This window comes from Gammaproteobacteria bacterium (assembly GCA_033344735.1).
In the GTDB taxonomy this organism is placed as follows: Bacteria; Pseudomonadota; Gammaproteobacteria; order UBA4575; family UBA4575; genus UBA1858.
The window spans coordinates 1,862,780-1,882,569 of the sequence record JAWPMW010000001.1; the positions used below are offsets into that span (position 1 = coordinate 1,862,780).

The window sequence follows — 19,790 nt, forward strand, 5'->3', positions numbered from 1 at the left end:
TTTAAGGGATACAGCCCTTTAGAACGTGGAATTGTGTTATCTAGTTACGACGATGCTCACCTGTAGTAACACTATTATCGCACTATTTTGGTGCAATATACATTTTCGCGCTATTGGAATTAATTATGGTGGCGCAGGAGATGGAATACTGTTGGTCTAGTGGCTTTCACAACATGTCCGGCTGAGTTCATTAATTCAGCTTTGAGTGTGTGTGTACCACGATCTACATTCATCAATTTAACAGAAGTTTGGAGCCCTTTAGAGATTTCAACTCCATCCATATAAATTGCCAAGATAGCACCTGTATCTGCGAAGTTATCAGGTAGAACTCGCACACTTATCTGCACATTTCCTGAATTTTCTCGTATGGCCACATCATGAGCAGGCTCTACTATTATGAGTTCCTTATATTTTACAGTGTCATTAGAACGTTTAGCAGAACTAGATTCAGTAGCATTTGAAATTTTAGGTGCTGGTACCGAAATTATCTGAGGTAATTCTTCTTTCGCTACTTCACTTTCGGCCTTGTTTTTGCCTGGAGGTGGCTGATCTGAATAAATGAGATTCCCATCTGCATCTTTCCATTTAAACAGCTCTGCATGGGCGCTAATCACCATCAAACATACTATGATAATTAAAATCGGTTTTATTACATTTGAACCACGTTTATTCATACTTCTTTAGATACACAATTTTAAAGATGGTTGCAAAAAAAACGCCCCTATAAGGGGCGTTTTTACGATCAAAAGTGAATTTTTAACTTAACAGCTGTAATACATATCAAATTCGATTGGGTGAGTCGCCTGTCGTAGCGCCGTTACCTCTTCCATTTTAAGCTCAATATAGCCATCAATCGCATCATCAGTAAATACACCGCCCGCTTTTAAGAAATCACGATCTTTATCCAGTGCATCTAATGCTTCATCTAGAGATGAACATACTTTTGGTATGGCTGCATCTTCTTCAGGTGGCAAGTCATATAAATCCTTGTCATTGGCGTCTCCTGGGTCAATTTGGTTTTGTATACCATCTAGACCGGCCATCAGCATTGATGCAAATGTCAGGTAAGGGTTACCTGTTGGGTCGCCAAAACGTACTTCAATTCGTCTACCTTTTGGATTTGACTCATAAGGAATTCGGATTGATGCAGAGCGATTTCGTGCAGAGTAAGCCAACATCACTGGTGCTTCAAAGCCAGGTACTAAGCGCTTGTAACTATTCGTTGATGCGTTTGCAAATGCATTGATCGCTTTCGCATGCTTAAGAATACCACCAATGTAGTAGAGTGCGGTTTGTGAAAGATTGCCGTATTTATCTCCTGCAAATAAATTTTCACCATCTTTTGCTAATGACATATGCACGTGCATGCCATTACCATTATCACCCACTAAAGGCTTTGGCATAAATGTCGCGGTTTTACCGTAATTATGTGCAACATTTAAAACGACATATTTTAGTATTTGATTGTGATCTGCTCGTGTAGTTAAAGTATTGAATTTAGTGCCAATTTCGCATTGACCTGCAGTACCCACTTCGTGGTGATGCACTTCTGTTTCAACACCCATTTCTTCCATTACCTGGCACATCGCTGAACGAATATCTTGCAATGAATCTACTGGAGGTACCGGAAAGTAACCGCCCTTGACTCCTGGACGATGGCCGATATTACCATCTGGATGATCTTTAGAAGAAGCCCAAGCAGCCTCTTCAGAATCAATTTCAAATGAACACCCTGACATTTCATTTTTCCAACGCACATCGTCAAATACGAAAAACTCAGGTTCTGGACCAAAATAAGCAGTATCACCAATACCTGATGATTTTAAATATTCTTCTGCTCGCTTAGCCACTGAACGAGGATCTCGCCCATACCCCTGCATAGTGGCAGGTTCTAGAATATCGCAGCGTAAAATTAAAGTAGGATCGCTGAAGAATGGATCCATCACAGCTGAATCTGCATCAGGCATTAAGATCATGTCTGACTCGTTGATTCCCTTCCATCCCGCAATTGATGAACCATCAAACATTTTTCCTGATTCAAATATACTCTCATCAATAGTATGAGAAGGGACAGATACATGCTGCTCTTTCCCGCGTGTATCAGTAAAGCGAAAATCGACGTAACGCACGTCGTTATCTTTTATCATTTTTAAAACATCACCTGCGGACATTTAGAGACTCCTATTGTTTGATATATTAATTAACCGGTAATGTGGCCGAGTTTATTATGGTTTTTATTGTCATTGGGACTAAGCATGATATATGCCAGTCAATTAGTGGCTAAAAACAAGCACTTAGCTACGAACGAAGTAGGAGGCCAAGCAATTTGTTATATTTATGCTCTATTACGGTGCAGTAAAATAATAAATGCGTTATTTTAGTGCATATATTTAATAACTAATCGAGTTGCACAAATTTGAAGCGATCTAATCTCCCTTAATGTCTTCTTATAAAGTAAATTACCAACGCTGTCATCTTTACGGCCATAATTTGTCAACAATCGCCAGAAAATGCTTAAATGTGAACTAGTTCCGTTACATTAAATTTTATCAAAACTTGTATTTCTGTCCGATTTTTCACGCCTTTCACTATCATTATAGTGATTTTATTCAATGAGTTACATTTTTCTTCTTAATCTATCTAACTAACTCTGGCACAGCACTTGCTCATATATCAGTAGCTCTAAAAGCATTAATAGTGTGATGTCTAGGCGGGATGCCAAGCTTAATTAAAACAGGATGTTGAATTGAGTTAGAGACATGAGCTTTCTAGGATAAGTCTCAAGCTCAGGGAGGGCATGATTTGCTAAGGATGGCAAATTACGCGCAAGGACTTGGGATTTCATGGATGATCTTTTGTTTCAGGATGAAATCTGTCAAGACATGGATGTCTTGTGACAGAATCTTTAAAGTTCCGCACTTAAATTATCTTAAAACCCCACTCTAGCCACACTCTGGCAAAATAATACTCGTATTCATTTATGTACACGGTACAATTCTCGCCTCTCAAGATATGAACACGTAAGTCCCGTGAGCTACTCAATAAGTTTCCAAACACTCATTCTAAATCTGCAAAAATATTGGGCCGACCAAGGATGCGCTTTACTTCAGCCTTTTGATAAAGAAATGGGTGCGGGCACTTTTCATCCCGGGACGTTCCTGAGGTCAATCGGACCTGAACCCTGGAAAGCAGCATATCCTCAACCTTGTCGAAGACCTACTGATGGTCGCTATGGTGACAACCCAAATCGATTGCAGCACTACTACCAATTCCAGGTAGTACTTAAGCCATCTCCGGACAACATCCAGGAGTTATATCTTCAATCATTGCAACAACTTGGTATTGACCCACTAGAGCATGACATTCGTTTTGTTGAAGACAATTGGGAATCTCCAACTTTAGGGGCATGGGGCTTAGGCTGGGAGGTGTGGTTAAACGGCATGGAGGTATCTCAATTTACTTACTTCCAACAAGTCGGGGGAATTAATTGCCAGCCTGTGACTGGTGAGATTACGTATGGTCTGGAGCGTCTAGCCATGTACCTTCAGGGCAAAGACAATATTTATCAGTTAGATTGGAATAATGATGTTAGTTATGGTGATATTTTTCACCAAAATGAAATTGAACAATCGAAATATAATTTTGAATATGCCGATACTAAACATTTATTTAATGAGTTTGATGCCAGTGAAGCGGAATGTAATCGCTTAATTGAAAACTCCTTACCACTCCCAGCATATGAGCAAGTGTTAAAAGCATCACACGTATTTAATTTACTAGATGCACGACAAGTTATTTCCGTGACCGAAAGGCAGCAGTACATATTACGTATTCGAACTTTAGCTAGATTGGTCGCTACTACATATCTTGGGTCAAGAGAAAGCATCGGCTTTCCTCTGCTCAACAAGTAACTATACACATGGGCACAAATACATTATTAATTGAGATCGGCACTGAGGAATTACCTCCTACAGCAGCAAAAAATTTAAGCGACACTTTTGCTAGTTATATTTCATCTCAACTCTCTGAATCTGGCTTCACTTTCACAAAAGTAAAACCATTTGTAACTCCACGTCGATTAGCCTTAATCATTTCAGATGCCAGTGCCGAGCAACCCGAACAGAATATTGAGCGCAAAGGCCCAGCGATTAAAGCAGCCTATGATAAGGAAGGGCAACCAACAAAAGCAGCTATTGGTTTTGCAAATTCTTGTGGTGTAGACATACAAGATTTACAAACTATTGAAACTGATAAAGGTTCCTGGCTGTATTTCAAATCACGGGCCAATGGCAAATCAATTCAGCAAGTCTTACCAGAAGTAATTGAACAAGGCTTAATTAAATTACCAATCCCAAAGCCAATGCGCTGGGGTAGTAGCGACGTTGAATTCGTTCGCCCCATACACTGGATAACAGTTATGTATGGTAATGAAGTAGTTGCTTGCAAGATAAAAGGTATTAGCTCATCTAACACAACTTTTGGGCACCGCTTCCATGCGCCGCAGGCAATCGCGCTATCACACGCAAATGATTACCAGTCACTGTTAATTGGCGCAAAAGTAATTGCTGATTTTTCGGAACGAGAAAATAAAATTCGCTTACTACTAGAAGAGTGCGCGCATAAAAATAATGCTGATTTGAATTTCAGCGACGCCCTACTAGAAGAAGTCACTAACTTGGTAGAATGGCCAACGATTATTGTGGGTGAGTTTTCTGAAGCATTCCTCGATATCCCACAAGAAGCGCTAGTGGTAACAATGCAAGATGCACAGAGATATTTTCCACTATTTTCCAAGCAAGATGGAAAATTACTACCGCTTTTCATCACTATCGCTAACATTGAAAGCAGAAATCCCGACACTATTAAACATGGTAATGAACGCGTCATTAAACCTAGATTTGATGATGCAAAATTCTTCTGGGAAAGGGATAAACAGAAATCATTAGAAAGTAGAACAAATGACTTACAAGGGATTCTGTTTGAAAAGCAGCTAGGATCATTACTAGAAAAATCACAACGAGTTTCAAGTCTTACAAAAGCTTTATGCAAACAAATAGACATTGACAATAAAGATGCTGCTCGTGCTGCACTACTTTGCAAAGCAGACCTAGTGAGCGACATGGTCAATGAGTTCCCCAAGTTGCAGGGTATTATGGGCCGTTATTATGCGCACAATGATAACGAATCAGTTGAAGTTGCTACCGCTATAGGAGAGCATTACCAGCCTTTGCAGTCTGGTAGTTCACTTCCTTCCAGCATTGATGGACAAGTTGTCGCACTATGTGACCGCATTGATACTCTCGTTGGTATTTTTGCTACGGGCAAAAAACCTAGCGGCGTTAAGGATCCATATGCATTACGCCGTGCCGCCTTAGGTGTGATTCGTATATCAATTGAAAGAAACGTCGATTATGACTTGCTGAGTTTGTTAGTAGATTCCGCATCATCTCTGGATGCTAAATTAAAAACATCAGACAGTGCTGAAGAAGTATTTGAGTTTATTATAGAAAGGCTGCGAGGTTACCTCATTGATCAAGGAGTGAATCCTGATACCTTTGAAGCCGTACGAAGCTTAAAGCCGACTCGCTTGTTAGACTTTAATGAACGTATAGATGCTGTCCAAACATTTCGTGCGTTGCCGGAAGCTGACAGTTTAGCAGCTGCAAATAAGCGTATTAGTAATATTCTCAAAAAGACAGGTAGTGTAAATAACAAAATTGATAGTAGTTTATTTTCTGAAATAGCTGAGCAAGAGTTGTATAAACAATTATCAGCGCTTGAGAAAGTGGTGACACCAAAATTTGTTTCTCGCCACTATGCTGAAGCCTTAACTGACTTAGCACAACTAAGATCTACTATTGATACTTTTTTTGATGATGTCATGGTTATGGATGAAAGAGAAAATATTCGTGATAATCGAATTGCACTACTAGCCAATGTTCGCCGTTTATTCACAACGGTAGCTGACATTTCTCTATTACAAAGTTGATATAACGCCCGTTGTTATGGAAGCAGTAATTCTTGATCGCGACGGTGTGATTAATCACGACAGTCCTGATTATATAAAGTCCCCCGAAGAATGGCATGCAATTGATGGTAGCCTTGAAGCAATCGCTCGCCTGACAAAAGCTGGAATTAAGGTATTTATTGCTAGCAATCAGTCTGGCATAGCTTATGGTTTATTTGATTACAATACTCTTTGTGCCATGCATAAAAAATTACTGCATGAAGCTGAAAGCTTGGGCGGTCGAATTAACGGTTTTTTCTTTTGCCCGTTTTTAACTGGCCCATGCCGCAAGCCCAATCCAGGTTTACTTATTGATATTGCAAACCGTGTTCATATCAATTTAGAGGTTACACCATTTATTGGCGATGCCATGCGTGATTTAGAGGCTGCAATCGCCGTTGATGCAATACCAGTATTAGTTAGAACAGGAAAAGGCACATCAACACTCAATAGTGGCGAGGTTCCGAGCCATGTCCAGGTTCACGAAAATTTGTATGATGCTGTTGACTCATTACTAAAGCAACTATCGGATAGCTAATGCGCTTTATACGTTCATTGATATTTTTATTAGGCATGACTATTTCAACCTGCCTGTGGGTTATTCCTTGTATCCTCGCGCGTCTACTCCCTTATCACATATGTTTTGCGATTGTATCTAGCTGGTGCACTTTCAATGTTCGCTGGGCAAAATTCACGTGTGGCATTCACTATGAGATATCAGGCTTAGAAAACATTCCAGAAAAAGCTTGTGTCATTATGTCTAACCACCAATCCACCTGGGAGACTCTTGCGTATCCATCAATTTTTCCAACCCTTACTTGGGTGATTAAAAAAGAATTATTATATGTTCCATTGTTCGGCTGGGGTATTGCTTCAACTCAGCCTATCGCGCTTGATCGCAAGCAAGGTAAAAAATCCTTCATTCAGTTAATAAAAGACGGGAAAGATAAATTAAACTTAGGTCGCTTTATTATAATATTCCCAGAGGGAACACGTATCCCTTATGATGAAGAAAGACCACTTAAGATAGGCGGATTTGTTCTCGCCAAAAAATCTAATACCTACATACTGCCAGTAGCCCATGATGCGGGCCGTTTATGGCCGCGCAACGGATTTTTAAAATCCCCTGGAACAATTCACTTACACATCGGCAAACCATTTCCTACTCAAGATCAAACTGCAGAACAATTACGAGAACGCTATGCCACGTGGTTAAAAGAGACTCGTGCCCAGCTTAAACTTAAACTTGTTAATTAAGGGCTTGGATTAGGAATTTGACGATGAATAGCCTCAATGCCCTCTACCACCTCTGAAGATAACGTCACATTGATACTGTCAATATTCTCTGCTAATTGGTCAACTGATGTTGCACCTATAATATTGCTGCTTAGAAAAGGCCGGCTATTTACATAAGCTAATGCCATTTGCGTTGCAGATAAGCCATTTTTTTTTGCTAAAGCGACATATTTTTCTGTTGCAAATTTAGATTGCTGATTACTATAGCGTGTGTAGCCTTCAAATAACGTTAAGCGTGCTTTACTGAGATCATTTTTTTGCAGATATTTGCCTGTTAGCACACCAAAGCCCAACGGAGAATACGCTAACAAATCTACTTTTTCCCTTTGAGAAAATTCTGCCAAACCAACTTCAAAAGTCCGGTTTAGTAAACTATAGGGGTTTTGGATTGAAATAATACGTGGCCATGAATTATTTTCTGACAACATTAGATACTGCATTACACCCCAGGGTGTTTCATTTGAAATACCGATATAACGAATCTTGCCAGATTCAACAAAGTCATTAAGTACTTCTAAGGTTTCTTTTATAGGTGTTGAATTTGTTTCATCATATTGATAACCAAGTTTGCCAAAAAAATTTGTGTTGCGGGCTGGCCAATGAATCTGATAAAGGTCTATATAATCAGTTTGTAGTCGCCGCAGGCTCTCTTCGAGTGCTTGTTGCATTTGGCTACGTACTAGCTTTGCACCGTTGCGCAAATAATCCATCATGCCAGGACCAGCAACCTTACTAGCTATTATTACTTTATCCCTAGATTTTTCTTTGTGCAGCCAGGTACCAATATAGGCCTCTGTTATACCCTGGGTCTGTTGGCGAGGTGGTACTGGATACATTTCAGCAGTATCAATGAAATTGACCCCATGAGCTAAAGCATAATCAAGCTGTTGATGTGCTTCTAGTTCACTATTTTGTTCTCCAAATGTCATAGTCCCCAAACAAATTTTACTAACTCTAAGGTCAGAATTTCCTAATTTGTTATATTCCATACTTAATCCAATTCAGAAATTTAAAGATCAGTGGCCAAACTTTATTAGAAATAAATATTTCAAATATTAGACACAGCGATTCATTATTCTAGACCATAAGCCATCTCTAATATGCTAGAATTTCCAACCCTAGGATTATGCAACTATTTCCCAACAATTTTTGCCTTGACCTATTGTTTGAATTCGTTAAAACCCCACTATAGTTACCCGACTAAGTCAGAAAGAAGGATTTTCGTTGAACTTATTAAATCTGATATCACAGAGACTTACTAAACGTTTTTTGCCATTTCGTGGATGGATCCATGAATTGAAAGACCCACAAGTCCTTAAAGCTGATCTGATTGCAGGTGTTACCGTCGCTTTAGTATTAATTCCTCAGTCAATGGCGTATGCGCAATTAGCCGGACTACCTCCATATTACGGTTTATATGCTTCGTTCCTGCCGGTTATGATGGCTTCATTAATGGGGTCTTCACGACAAGTACATACAGGTCCGGTCGCGGTAGTTTCCTTACTAACCGCCGCTGCACTAGCCCCTTTTGCCTCTGGTGATCCTGCTCAATATGCAGCATACGCTGTCATGCTGGCCTTAATGGTAGGAGTATTTCAGTTATCCCTTGGGTTATTACAACTGGGATTTTTCGTGGATTTTCTCTCTCACCCTGTGGTCGTGGGCTTTACAAATGGTGCCGCAATAATCATTGCCACCTCACAGTTGGGAAAATTATTTGGAGTGACTGCCGAAAGAGCTGAACATCACTATGAGACTGTCTGGAGAATTATTGAACAGGCATATCATCACACTCATATGCCCACGGTTGCTTTTAGTATCGCAGCATTAGCAATAATGATTCTGCTAAAGAAATTTGCCCCTAAAATACCGGGCGTCTTAACCGCCGTTGTAATTACTACAGTGGCATCATGGTTACTAAATTATGAGCAAATTGGCGGTAAGGTGGTCGGAACAATTCCCCAAGGCTTACCTGGCTTTGCTTTTCCAGATATTGATCTACAAATAGCTACTCAGTTACTTACCAATGCAATTGCCATTGGCTTAATTGGTTTCACAGAAGCTATCTCAGTTGCTAAGGCAATAGCGGCACAAACTCGTCAGCGTTTAGATGCAAATCAAGGGTTAGTAGGGCAAGGACTTGCAAATATAACTTCTAGTTTATTCCAGGGTTATGCAGTTTCTGGTTCATTTTCTCGTTCAGCAGTAAACTTAAGCGCTGGCGCGAAAACTGGATTTGCTGCGATAGCAAGTGGATTGTTAGTTATGATCACACTGCTATTTTTAACTCCCCTACTGTATCACCTGCCTCAACCAACATTGGCCGCAGTAATTATTCTTGCTGTTTTTAATTTAATTAAGTTTAAGCCAATTAAATATGCGTGGCGAGTGCAGAAACATGATGCCATCGTAGCAATGATTACATTTATTCTAACTCTATTGTTAGCTCCTCATTTAGAGTTAAGTATATTAGTGGGCGTTGTTCTTTCCATGGGCTTATACATGTACCGCACCATGCGCCCAAGAATCGCTGTTTTAGCAATGCAAAGTGATGGCAGCCTTGCTGATGCTGAATCAAACATCCTTAAAACCTGCCCCAAAATTTCTATCTTGCGTTTTGACGGTTCACTATTTTTTGCAAACACAGGCTATTTCGAAGAAAAAGTCTTAGAACGAGTTGCTTCTAAACCTGATTTAAAATTTATTATTATTGACGCTGAGGGTATTAACGAGATTGATGCAACTGGTGAAGAAATGCTGCATCAACTAGCTTTAAGATTACATGGCTTAGGTATTGAATTCTTATTTTGCCGAACTAAGAAGCAGGTGATGGATATATTTCTACGTACCGGCTTTGCCAGCGATGCATGGATTGACCACTTCTGTCATACAGAACAACAGGCGATTGATTTTGCATGGAGTAAGATTGAAGACTGTCAGGAAGATAGCTGTCCTTTATCTACTCAGGAAGGTTGTCCTGCCTGCACAATGAAAAGCTCATAGAGTCTTATTCACTATTTTTCTATGCGATATATTAAGTCTGTCACTTGATGTCCAATTCTAAGCCCGCGCTGTTCGAAACGCGTGGGCGGGCGATCTAGCCCTAGTGGGTTTATAGAAGAATTAGTCGGGATAAGATTTTTTACATTAGCGACATTTTTAGTCATAAACTCCACATATGGCTGCCAGTCACTAGCTAAATGCAAGACACCATTTACTTGTATAACTCTAGTAATTTCCAGCAAAAACTCTTTCTGAATTAACCTGCGTTTATGGTGGCGAGTTTTTGGCCAAGGATCTGGAAACCAAACCATTGCGCCTAACAATTCATTCGACATAAATTTTGTTCGCAGCATCTGCATGACATCTGCTTTAATTACACGTACATTCTCTAATTCTTGTAAATGTATTTTACGCAGTACCGCACCGATCCCTGGCCTGTATACTTCTACTCCAACAAAATTCAAGTCTGGTCGTTGTTGAGCGAGTGCCAGCAAGGAATCACCACTCCCAAACCCCACATCAAGTATCAGCGGTTGATCTTTTATAAACCAGTCATTGCTAACATATTTTGATACATCATCGATGGGGATCCCGTATATCGGCCATAATTCATCAAATGCTTTTTTCTGTGCATTTGTAAATCTTCCTTCTCGAATGACAAAGCTTCGATTTGTTCGTCGAGGAGGTGTTTGCGGATGTTTCAACGTTTAGCGGAAATGGTATCTTCGATAGGTGAAGATGCAGATGCAAATCTACGTTTAGACATACGTCCCGCTAGATATGCTAGTCTGCCTGCCACAATTGCGTGATTCATTGCTGTCGCCATCGTTACAGGATACGTTGCTTCCGCAATAGCAGTATTCATTAACACACCCTCACAGCCCAACTCCATCGCGATTGCTGCATCTGATGCAGTTCCTACACCGGCGTCTACTATCACTGGTACTTTTGAATTTTCAATGATTGTAACGATATTATAAGGATTGCGAATTCCCAGACCCGAGCCAATTGGTGCTGCTAACGGCATGATTGATGCACAGCCAATTTCTTCTAGTGTCTTCGCTATGATCGGATCATCATTGGTATACACCATTACTTCAAAGCCATCCTTAACCAAAATTTCTGCAGCTTTAATAGTATCAATTACATTTGGAAATAATGTAGTTTTATCAGCGAGGACTTCCAACTTAACTAATGAATGACCATCTAATAACTCTCTACCCAATTTGCATACACGTACCGCATCTTCGCAAGTAAAACAGCCAGCAGTATTAGGGAGAATAGTAAATTCATCTGCCGGAATATAATCTAGTAAATTTTCTTGTCCTGCTTCTTGACCAATATTGGTACGACGCAATGCTACTGTGACAATTTCTGCACCACTAGCAACAATCGCCTCTCTAGTTTGCTCAAAATCTCGATACTTACCTGTGCCTACTAGTAATCGAGAATTGAATTGACGTTGGCCCATTTTCCAGGGCGTCTGTGTTATTTCCACTCTGCAAATTTCTTCTATAAAAATATGATTGTAAAGATTTATTAACCGCCGCCAACAGCTTGAATGATCTCAACTCGATCACCTGGTGATAAAGTAAAATGACTATGCTGAGTACGAGGTATCACTTCCCGATTAACCTCAACAGCTACTCTGCAGTCCTTCAATTCTAGCATCTCTAAAACTCTTGTAACCGAGCATTGATCGAGAATCTGTGTAGCTTCTCCATTCAATATAATTTCCATAGTGTTCAGATCAGTTCGTCACGGTAACTTCTGATTTTACAGGATTAAAAAGCTTTCTGTTACTTCTAAGTTTATTTTATTCGACGAAATTTAGGATTCAGCTTGCAACCTTGGAGTTTAAGTTACTGAAATTGGCCTTACTTATATAGCGTGACTGATTACATATCTGAATTTACCTGACTTTTCTACAGGAATTTTATCCACACATTCAATATTAATCTCGACCCCCTCGCCTAAACGCGCTTTAAAACCTTTAATAATTTCAGATCTATCAATTTCGGTAAAGTCGCTATTCACTATTAAGTAAATTCGTGTTGCGTCTTTAGTTTCTTGAACTATTTTAAATTCATTAATGCTAGTAATTTCTCTGAGTACGTATATCAATGCAAGCCCATGCATAACACTACCGTTTTGGCTAACCACAAAATCTGTCGTACGCCCTTGAATTTCTTTTAGTATGGGTAGCCCACGCCCACATGCACATTGCATGTCATCTAGCACACCAATATCACCCGTACGATAGCGAATAAACGGATAACCTTTAGTTGCCAGGTGTGTAACAACTATCTCGCCTGACTTACCAATCTCAACCGGTTGCCCCTGAGGATCGATAATTTCAACTATAATATCTTCAGCCGTTATATGCATATTGCCTGAGGGGCATTCATGCGCGATGAATCCCGCATCACGTCCACCATAGCCATTGGCAACTTTACACCCGAAGCATTTTTCAATTAAATGCCGTTGCTCTGGATATAGATATTCTGATGTGACAAATACAACTTTGATGCCTATCCGCGTCATATCAATAGAATGCTCATGGGCATACTTAGCAATTCGCCCTAGTGCTGAAGGGTAACCAAACAACATCTTGGGTTTATAATCAATAATCTCTTTGATAAAACCCTGCAGTTTTTCATCAGACATATCAAAGGCAGGCAATAGCTTTGTACGTAATAACTTATCTCGAATTAAACGTACTTTATCTTGCGCACCTAATTCTATAGGTGACCCCCAAACAACTAACTCAGGATCACCAATATCGACACCCCACCAACGTGTTGCTCGCCACTTTGCTGCAACATCATGACTGACTCGTTCATTGCCAATATAAAAAACCAATGGCTGACCACTTGAACCGCCAGTATTAAACTTAGCAAGATTGTCAGGAATATTAGATTTTAAACGTTCTGAATTTTCACGAATAATCGCTTTAGTCAAAAATGGTAATTTCGTTAGCGCATCTAACGAATTCACCTTTTCGGGATCAAAACTTAATTGTGTAAACAAATCCTTAAAGAAAGGCACATTGATATAGACATGATTTAACAATTCACGCAGGCGTTGTAGTTGTAGTTGTTTAATTTGCTCTGGCGTTTGCCATTGACTACTTTCAAGCTTCTTAAGCGCATTGACAGTTACGTGCTTTTTCAGTTTTTCATGCAATGGAAATAATAGCCTTGATGCAATAGTTGTATAAGCATCTGAGTGTTGCCTTATTTTTAATGGATCACTCATATTAAGCTGCTAACATTTTGTATAAGGACAACCAGTGTCGGCTTACCTCAGACCAAGAAAACTGCTTAACTAAAATTAATCCCGAGCTTACCAATTGCTGTTGGCAGCGTTTATCTTCCAGCACCCTGCAAATTTCACTCGCCATAGCTACCGGATCCTCCGGATCTACAAGCAGTGCTGTCTTCTCGTGCTCAACCATATATGGAATTCCGCCGACATTTGTACTAACAACCGGTACACCACTTGCCAATGCCTCTAAAATTGAATTTGGCATATTGTCTACACGACTTGGGTTTAACATTACATCCGCAGATTGATACAATGCTGGCATCTCCTGAGTATCAACTCGACCTGTAAATTTAACTTGTTTCGCGATGCCCAGCTCTTGTACTAATGATTTTAAGTTATCTCGTTCGGGCCCTGTGCCAGCAATTGTAAGTTTTGCATTAGGATAAGAATCTAATATTTCTTTAAATGCTCTAATTGCTGTTTCATTGTCATATATAAGTTCTAAATTTCTTGCTACAAGTAAATGTGGCAAATATTTCTCTTGTTGCTCTTTTCTTGCATTGAAACGATCTAGGTCAATAATGTTAGCAATAATTTGTGTTGTAATGCCTCTTTTACTAAACACTTTCTCTAAAAAAAGCGAGGGAACAATTATTTTAGAACTCGCATTCAATGTTGGCTTAACATACTTAAATGATTTGCTGAAAAATTTTTCTGCTTCACCGCCTCTGTAATTAATCACTGTTGGGACACCACGTAATTTAGCTATCCAAACTGCTGGAACTGTAAACAAATGCCATGACCACCCTGAGTTAGCCATAATGTGAAATAAATCTACGCGACCCGCAACGCTCCATAGTTTAATAATGTAAAAAAACAATCTAAAAAATGCCCGTATAACTGGAATTTTTCCTATCCAAATAGGTTTGTATGCAACATTTGTTTGCACGACATCGACTTGTACTTTTTCTTCTCTGAGTAATTTAGCTAATTGTAACGTTTGATTAGCCATCCCACCTGAAGGTGGTGGTAGTGGTCCAACCAATCCTATTTGTAAAGAATTACCCATTGCATCACTTAATAGTGTGTTATGCCTATGTATTCAAACGATCTAAGAAAGACTCAAACATTAATAATGTCCAAATTGGTGCGCTATAGTCACGTACACCAGATTGGTGTTGACTTACTAACTGGTTTAGGTACTTTTCCTCAAACATGCCGGTACTAGCCAATTTTTCACCCAAAATAGCTGAGGTAACTTTTTCTTTAAGAGGGCCACGGAACCAGCTTGCTAGAGGCACGCCAAAACCCATTTTTTTACGATATAGAATATCCTGAGATAAATGAGACTCAAGTGATTTCTTAAATATATATTTACCCTCAGTACCCTTTAATTTCATATGAGGTGGCAAACCAGAAATCCATTCTACAAACTTGTGATCTAATAAAGGTACGCGTACTTCTAGTGAATGCGCCATGCTGGCTCGATCAACTTTAGTTAATATGTCACCCACCAAATAGGTTTTCATATCCATATACTGCACAAGTGATAAGGGGTGGTCTGTTGGTGCACGGTTCGCGTGGTGACGTAATACCTCTACTGCATTGTAACCTTGAAGTTCATTTTTAAACGATTTATTAAATAACGACTCTCTTTGTTTGTCGCTAAATAAACTCACACTATGTAGGTAGCCCTGACATGTGTCTCGTGCCATTGCTTCAAACGTAGTTTTAGCGCGGAATATTTTTGGCGCCCAATCAGCTTTAGGATAAAGATTACCTAAAGTACCAAACACAGGCCTTCTAAGCCCTAACGGTAATGCAGATCGAATACGCTCTTCATAGTTATGCCAACGATAACGACGATAACCTGCAAAATTTTCATCACCTCCATCTCCAGATAATGCCACAGTGACATTTTTTCTTGCGAGCTCACATAAGCGATAAGTTGGCATCGCAGAACTGTCTGCATATGGTTCATCGTACAAACCACCTAACTTTCCGACTAAATCAAAATCGTTAGGATCAACTTGTTCTACACGGTGATCAGTTTTGTATTGGTCAGCAATCTGCTGCGCATATGATGCTTCGTTAAATTTAGGGTCGCCAAATGAGATTGAACATGTATTGACTGCAGATTCATTTAAGCCTGCCATCATTGCTACAACTGCACTTGAATCTACCCCTCCTGATAAAAATGCCCCTAATGGCACTTCTGCGACTAACCTAATATCGACCGCTTCTTTTAGATGCCTAAGTAATTCTTCACTAACTTCAGATTCATCCATAACGGGGTGCAAATTAAATGGTACATCCCAGTATTCTTTTTGTTGTGGAATAGGCGCACCACGCTTAACTGTTAAACTATGGCCTGGCGATAACTTATAAGTATTTTTAAATATTGTCTTAGGTTCTGGCACATAGCCATAGGCAAAATAATCTTCAACAGAATAAGGATCAATGTCTCTTCCTAATTGCGGATACACCATTAGAGATTTAAGCTCTGATCCAAAAATTAACTTCCCATCTGGTAATATTGAATAATAAAGTGGTTTGATCCCTAGACGGTCACGGGCCATAAAAAATGTTTCTTTATTTTTATCCCAGATTGCAAAAGCAAACATCCCTCTAAATCTTTCTACACAAGCCTCGCCCCATTGCTCCCATGCATGCACAATAACTTCTGTGTCACAGCGAGTCCTAAATGTATGTCCTGCCTTTTGTAACTCTTCTGCGAGCTCAGGAAAATTATATATTTCGCCGTTATATACTACTACTACTGAGTTATCTTCATTGTAGAGCGGTTGTTTACCACTTGAGATATCAATGATTGATAAGCGACGATGTCCTAACCCCACGCCTTCTTCTATATGTAATCCATCTTGATCAGGGCCACGATGATATTGTGAGTCATTCATACGAGAGAGAACATTCTTGTCAATCGAACGCTTAGCTTTAGTATCAAATATCCCGGTTATTCCGCACATGTAGTTTGTCCGTTATTATATTTTGTTAATTGATTTTATTGCTGGTCATATTGAAGTGACAGTTTATGATGTTTCTGTTTCTAAGAATTTCCAGTAGTACAGTTATTCTTGCAGCCTAGTCATTAATTTTTACTATTCATTAGTTAGCTCTTCTTTTGGCCTAATATTAATTAACATGATATCGTCATAAACAGATATGTATTTATCCACCATATGTTCTAAACGAAACCGTTCAGCAATTAATTCACGCGCAGCTTGACCATCTGCCTGTCTTTTTTGCTCATTCTCTACATATGCTTCTAATGCATTCGTCATTTCACCTACATTCTCAGATGGCACCAGTACCCCAGTTGTACCTTCAACGACCAATTCAGGGTTACCCCCTACTCTAGTTGCGATAACTGGTAACCCACTGGCCATTGCCTCAAGTATGGTATTGGAAATACCTTCATTACGAGATGGCAGTACAAATATATCCATACTGCTCATTAATGAATTCACGTCATCTCGACTGCCTGGTAACCAAGCCTGGGCGGACAAATCAGCAGCATCTAATTTAGCTTGCGCCTGAGGCCTTAATTCACCATCACCAATAATAGCTAAGCGTAAATTTTTTTGTTGATAGTTACTTCGTCTTGCTAACTGAATGAATGCGTCGACTAGTGTGAGTTGATCTTTAACTGGTTCCATTCTCCCAACAGTACCAATTAGAATAGTATTTTGTGTGATAAAACCTTCTGGGAATGCAGATAGATCAGTAGCCTGTTTTAGGCTAAAGCAGAATCGGTCAGCATCAACACCATTGTAAATTTGGGTTAATTTCTCTTTTGGAATACCAGCATCTTGGTTTAAATAATTGACTATATGTTTAGACAAACCAATATAGCGGTGCACCAGCACACTCATGAATCTCCTTAACATGCGGTATTTACGATTAGCACCATTTAAGTCACTCATACCCCAACCATGCTCGCTGTGCACTCGGCGTTTTACCCCTGCTAACATAGCAATAGCAACCATTTCTAATGCTGCTAAATTACGAGTATGTGTGATCGCAGGCTTTAGTCTTCTGAGTAGCTTCCATAAACGAAAATATAAGCCTAAATCATGTCCAGGCTTTTTATTTAAACAATAGATTTCGACATCTTTGCGTTTTAAACGATGCTTAAATTCTGTAGCATCTGTGAGAGATATAATTACATGACGATAATTATCTTCTGGTATGCGATTAATTAGATTAACAACACCATTTTCCAAACCACCCACAGCAAAGCGATATAATATATGTGCGATCAGTGGAGGTTTTACGTCAACTCGAGAATTTGAAAGTGACGCTGCTGTATCAAGTGCTTTGACTTGCATGGTAAACGTGTATATCCAAGGTCAATAATTGCTCAATTATACCTTGTGGATATACAAAAAAACTTTGATTACATCGCATTAACCCCAATACCGAGTACAGGTATAGGCTATTTTTTAGAAACTTGTGACTACCTTAGGATATAGGCACAAATTGAAATATCAGAATTTTGTTTTAGAAAGATTTACTTAATTCATCTAATTCCATTAGACCAGCTTTGACAGCCTTATTTCCTCTAGGTGTCAATACTACATCCACGACGCGTCGATCTGTTTTACTGCGCTCACGAGTAATATAATCTAAGGACTCCAATTGATCCAAATAGCGACTGATGGTTGCCGGCTCAACTTGTAAGTGTTGAGCGACTGCTGCGGGTGTCACTGCATGTTCGCTCCATAGCGTCACTAGCACTTGCCACAAATTATAATTGATACCAAATCGAGATACTTTTTTGCTTATAGAGTATCCTACTTGTCGCGACATAACAGTTAAATCAACTAATAAATTAGCACGATCTTTTGCAGGGGAACGTAAGTCAGTCAGTTTTTTAGGTACTATTTCTTTATTAAATTCGCGTGCTGTGATCATTTTTAAATCCTTACTGATGAAACAATTTTTTAACTTTCAATTATTATCACAGTGTTATTATTTGAATGCATTAAATGTTAACCATATTTAACAATGTTTTACGAATTGAATCATTGTCTTTCAAGATAGTCATCGGCACTATCAATTCATTTTTATAACAATCTGGCTAATTTACAGTGAAATCTGACTTAGTGATCATCGGCGGAGGTATAATAGGTTTATATAGTGCCTATCTATTGGCGCAACGTGGCATTAATATAACACTTATAGATAGAGGAGAATTTGGCAAAGAAAGTTCTTGGGTAGCGGGAGGTATTCTCACACCACTACTCCCATGGGATTACCAAAAACAAGTGCTGCTGCTGACAGCAAATTCATCTAATGAATACGATACCCTAGCTAACAGGCTATTAGTACAAACGAATATTGATATTGAATACTGGAAATGCGGTTTAACTATCTTTGGCAGGTGTAGTGATAGCATTCAAGATTGGTGCATAAACCACAAGTTGAAATACGAGCATTCTAATGACCTACAAAGACAACACTTTCATTTACCAGAGATAGCTCAAGTTAGGATGCCAAAAGTAATTAAAGCTTTGATAAAAAGCCTTAACGAAAATAACGTCACTTTACTTAGCAATACATCTGTAAATAATTTACATCTCAAAAACAATCAAGTGGTTGCTATAGATACCTCCATTGGAAATATTAAAACGCATAAGGCTATATGGGCCAATGGAGCTTGGCTGCCTGAATTAGCTAATTCGACTCACGCAGCTCATATCCCTTCAATAACACCAATAAAGGGGCAAGTTATTGCAATACAGGCGATACCAGGATTACTTAATCACATTACTTATCATAATGGACATTACTTAATACCACGCAAAGATGGGCTGATCATCGCCGGTAGTACTCTGGAAAAAGTTGGCTATGATAAAAGTATTACTAATATCGCACGTGATGCTTTATGGGAAAATTCTATTTCGATGCTTCCAGAACTCAGTAAGTTTCCAATCGTCCATCAGTGGGCAGGGCTAAGACCGGGTTCACCTAATAATATTCCTACAATTGGCCCTCACCCTGAAATCAAAGGACTATATTTAAGCTGTGGACATTTTCGTTATGGGGTTGCTATGGCGCCTGAATCTGCACATATCATTTGCAAGTGGATTATGGACAGTGGTGATTCACTTAGCCAGGATGAACGAGATTTTGCAATTCAAAATTACTAACTGTCCATAATATAACTAATCTGATAAATAGACTTATTCTAAAT

General features: G+C 39.3%; 17 protein-coding genes. 6 read left to right on the plus strand and 11 right to left on the minus strand.

From position 1 onward, the window contains the following. Nucleotides 1–119: 119 nt before the first annotated feature. On the minus strand, nucleotides 120–674 hold the full coding sequence (locus R8G33_09570) for a DUF4124 domain-containing protein (GenBank protein ID MDW3095907.1): 555 nt from the start codon (nucleotides 672–674) through the stop codon (nucleotides 120–122). A gap of 87 nt (nucleotides 675–761) precedes the next feature. Beyond that, complete coding sequence (gene glnA / locus R8G33_09575) at nucleotides 762–2,171, minus strand: glutamate--ammonia ligase (GenBank protein MDW3095908.1); 1,410 nt, start codon at nucleotides 2,169–2,171, stop codon at nucleotides 762–764. 858 nt (nucleotides 2,172–3,029) lie between these two features. Between glnA and glyQ the strand changes: the two genes are divergently transcribed. From glyQ to R8G33_09595, 4 genes are read left to right on the plus strand one after another with little or no spacing between them, the layout of a single operon-like run. Further along, nucleotides 3,030–3,911, plus strand: coding sequence for a glycine--tRNA ligase subunit alpha (glyQ, locus tag R8G33_09580; protein MDW3095909.1), 882 nt, complete (start codon nucleotides 3,030–3,032; stop codon nucleotides 3,909–3,911). 8 nt (nucleotides 3,912–3,919) lie between these two features. Continuing rightward, nucleotides 3,920–5,989, plus strand: coding sequence for a glycine--tRNA ligase subunit beta (gene glyS / locus R8G33_09585; protein ID MDW3095910.1), 2,070 nt, complete (start codon nucleotides 3,920–3,922; stop codon nucleotides 5,987–5,989). Between the two features lie 16 nt (nucleotides 5,990–6,005). Then, nucleotides 6,006–6,545, plus strand: coding sequence for a D-glycero-beta-D-manno-heptose 1,7-bisphosphate 7-phosphatase (gmhB, locus tag R8G33_09590; GenBank protein MDW3095911.1), 540 nt, complete (start codon nucleotides 6,006–6,008; stop codon nucleotides 6,543–6,545). After that, on the plus strand, nucleotides 6,545–7,264 hold the full coding sequence (locus R8G33_09595; protein ID MDW3095912.1) for a lysophospholipid acyltransferase family protein: 720 nt from the start codon (nucleotides 6,545–6,547) through the stop codon (nucleotides 7,262–7,264). Before gmhB ends, R8G33_09595 begins: the two co-directional genes overlap by 1 nt. Here the strand turns inward: R8G33_09595 and R8G33_09600 are convergent. Further along, entirely contained in the window at nucleotides 7,261–8,292 is a 1,032-nt protein-coding gene (locus tag R8G33_09600) for an NADP(H)-dependent aldo-keto reductase (protein MDW3095913.1), read from the minus strand. The genes R8G33_09595 and R8G33_09600 overlap by 4 nt on opposite strands. Nucleotides 8,293–8,527: 235 nt before the next feature. Between R8G33_09600 and sulP the strand changes: the two genes are divergently transcribed. Next, nucleotides 8,528–10,306: a sulfate permease gene (gene sulP / locus R8G33_09605; GenBank protein ID MDW3095914.1), complete on the plus strand. Its 1,779-nt coding sequence runs from the start codon at nucleotides 8,528–8,530 to the stop codon at nucleotides 10,304–10,306. An 11-nt stretch (nucleotides 10,307–10,317) separates the two neighbouring features. Here sulP and trmB read toward each other — a convergent pair whose 3' ends face one another. The 8 genes from trmB to R8G33_09645 form a co-directional block, all read right to left on the minus strand. Next, entirely contained in the window at nucleotides 10,318–11,010 is a 693-nt protein-coding gene (gene trmB / locus R8G33_09610; GenBank protein ID MDW3095915.1) for a tRNA (guanosine(46)-N7)-methyltransferase TrmB, read from the minus strand. Beyond that, nucleotides 11,007–11,777, minus strand: a complete 771-nt coding sequence (locus tag R8G33_09615) for a thiazole synthase (protein ID MDW3095916.1) — start codon at nucleotides 11,775–11,777, stop codon at nucleotides 11,007–11,009. Before R8G33_09615 ends, trmB begins: the two co-directional genes overlap by 4 nt. A 68-nt stretch (nucleotides 11,778–11,845) precedes the next feature. Beyond that, nucleotides 11,846–12,046, minus strand: a complete 201-nt coding sequence (gene thiS, locus R8G33_09620; protein MDW3095917.1) for a sulfur carrier protein ThiS — start codon at nucleotides 12,044–12,046, stop codon at nucleotides 11,846–11,848. A 141-nt stretch (nucleotides 12,047–12,187) separates the two neighbouring features. Further along, on the minus strand, nucleotides 12,188–13,564 hold the full coding sequence (locus tag R8G33_09625; protein ID MDW3095918.1) for an AMP-binding protein: 1,377 nt from the start codon (nucleotides 13,562–13,564) through the stop codon (nucleotides 12,188–12,190). A gap of 1 nt (nucleotide 13,565) precedes the next feature. After that, a complete protein-coding gene (locus R8G33_09630; GenBank protein MDW3095919.1) occupies nucleotides 13,566–14,642 on the minus strand; it encodes a glycosyltransferase family 4 protein in 1,077 nt (358 codons plus the stop codon). 25 nt (nucleotides 14,643–14,667) lie between these two features. After that, entirely contained in the window at nucleotides 14,668–16,560 is a 1,893-nt protein-coding gene (locus tag R8G33_09635; GenBank protein MDW3095920.1) for an amidotransferase 1, exosortase A system-associated, read from the minus strand. A gap of 132 nt (nucleotides 16,561–16,692) precedes the next feature. After that, the gene (locus R8G33_09640) at nucleotides 16,693–17,922 is read right to left on the minus strand and encodes a TIGR03088 family PEP-CTERM/XrtA system glycosyltransferase (protein ID MDW3095921.1); all 1,230 of its coding nucleotides are present in this window, start codon (nucleotides 17,920–17,922) and stop codon (nucleotides 16,693–16,695) included. Nucleotides 17,923–18,094: 172 nt separating this feature from the next. Then, the gene (locus R8G33_09645) at nucleotides 18,095–18,508 is read right to left on the minus strand and encodes a MarR family transcriptional regulator (protein ID MDW3095922.1); all 414 of its coding nucleotides are present in this window, start codon (nucleotides 18,506–18,508) and stop codon (nucleotides 18,095–18,097) included. 176 nt (nucleotides 18,509–18,684) lie between these two features. Here R8G33_09645 and R8G33_09650 point away from each other — a divergent pair, with 176 nt between their 5' ends. Further along, nucleotides 18,685–19,746 carry an FAD-dependent oxidoreductase gene (locus R8G33_09650; protein ID MDW3095923.1) on the plus strand — a complete coding sequence of 354 codons (1,062 nt, stop codon included), beginning with the start codon at nucleotides 18,685–18,687 and terminating at the stop codon, nucleotides 19,744–19,746. Nucleotides 19,747–19,790 lie beyond the last annotated feature (44 nt).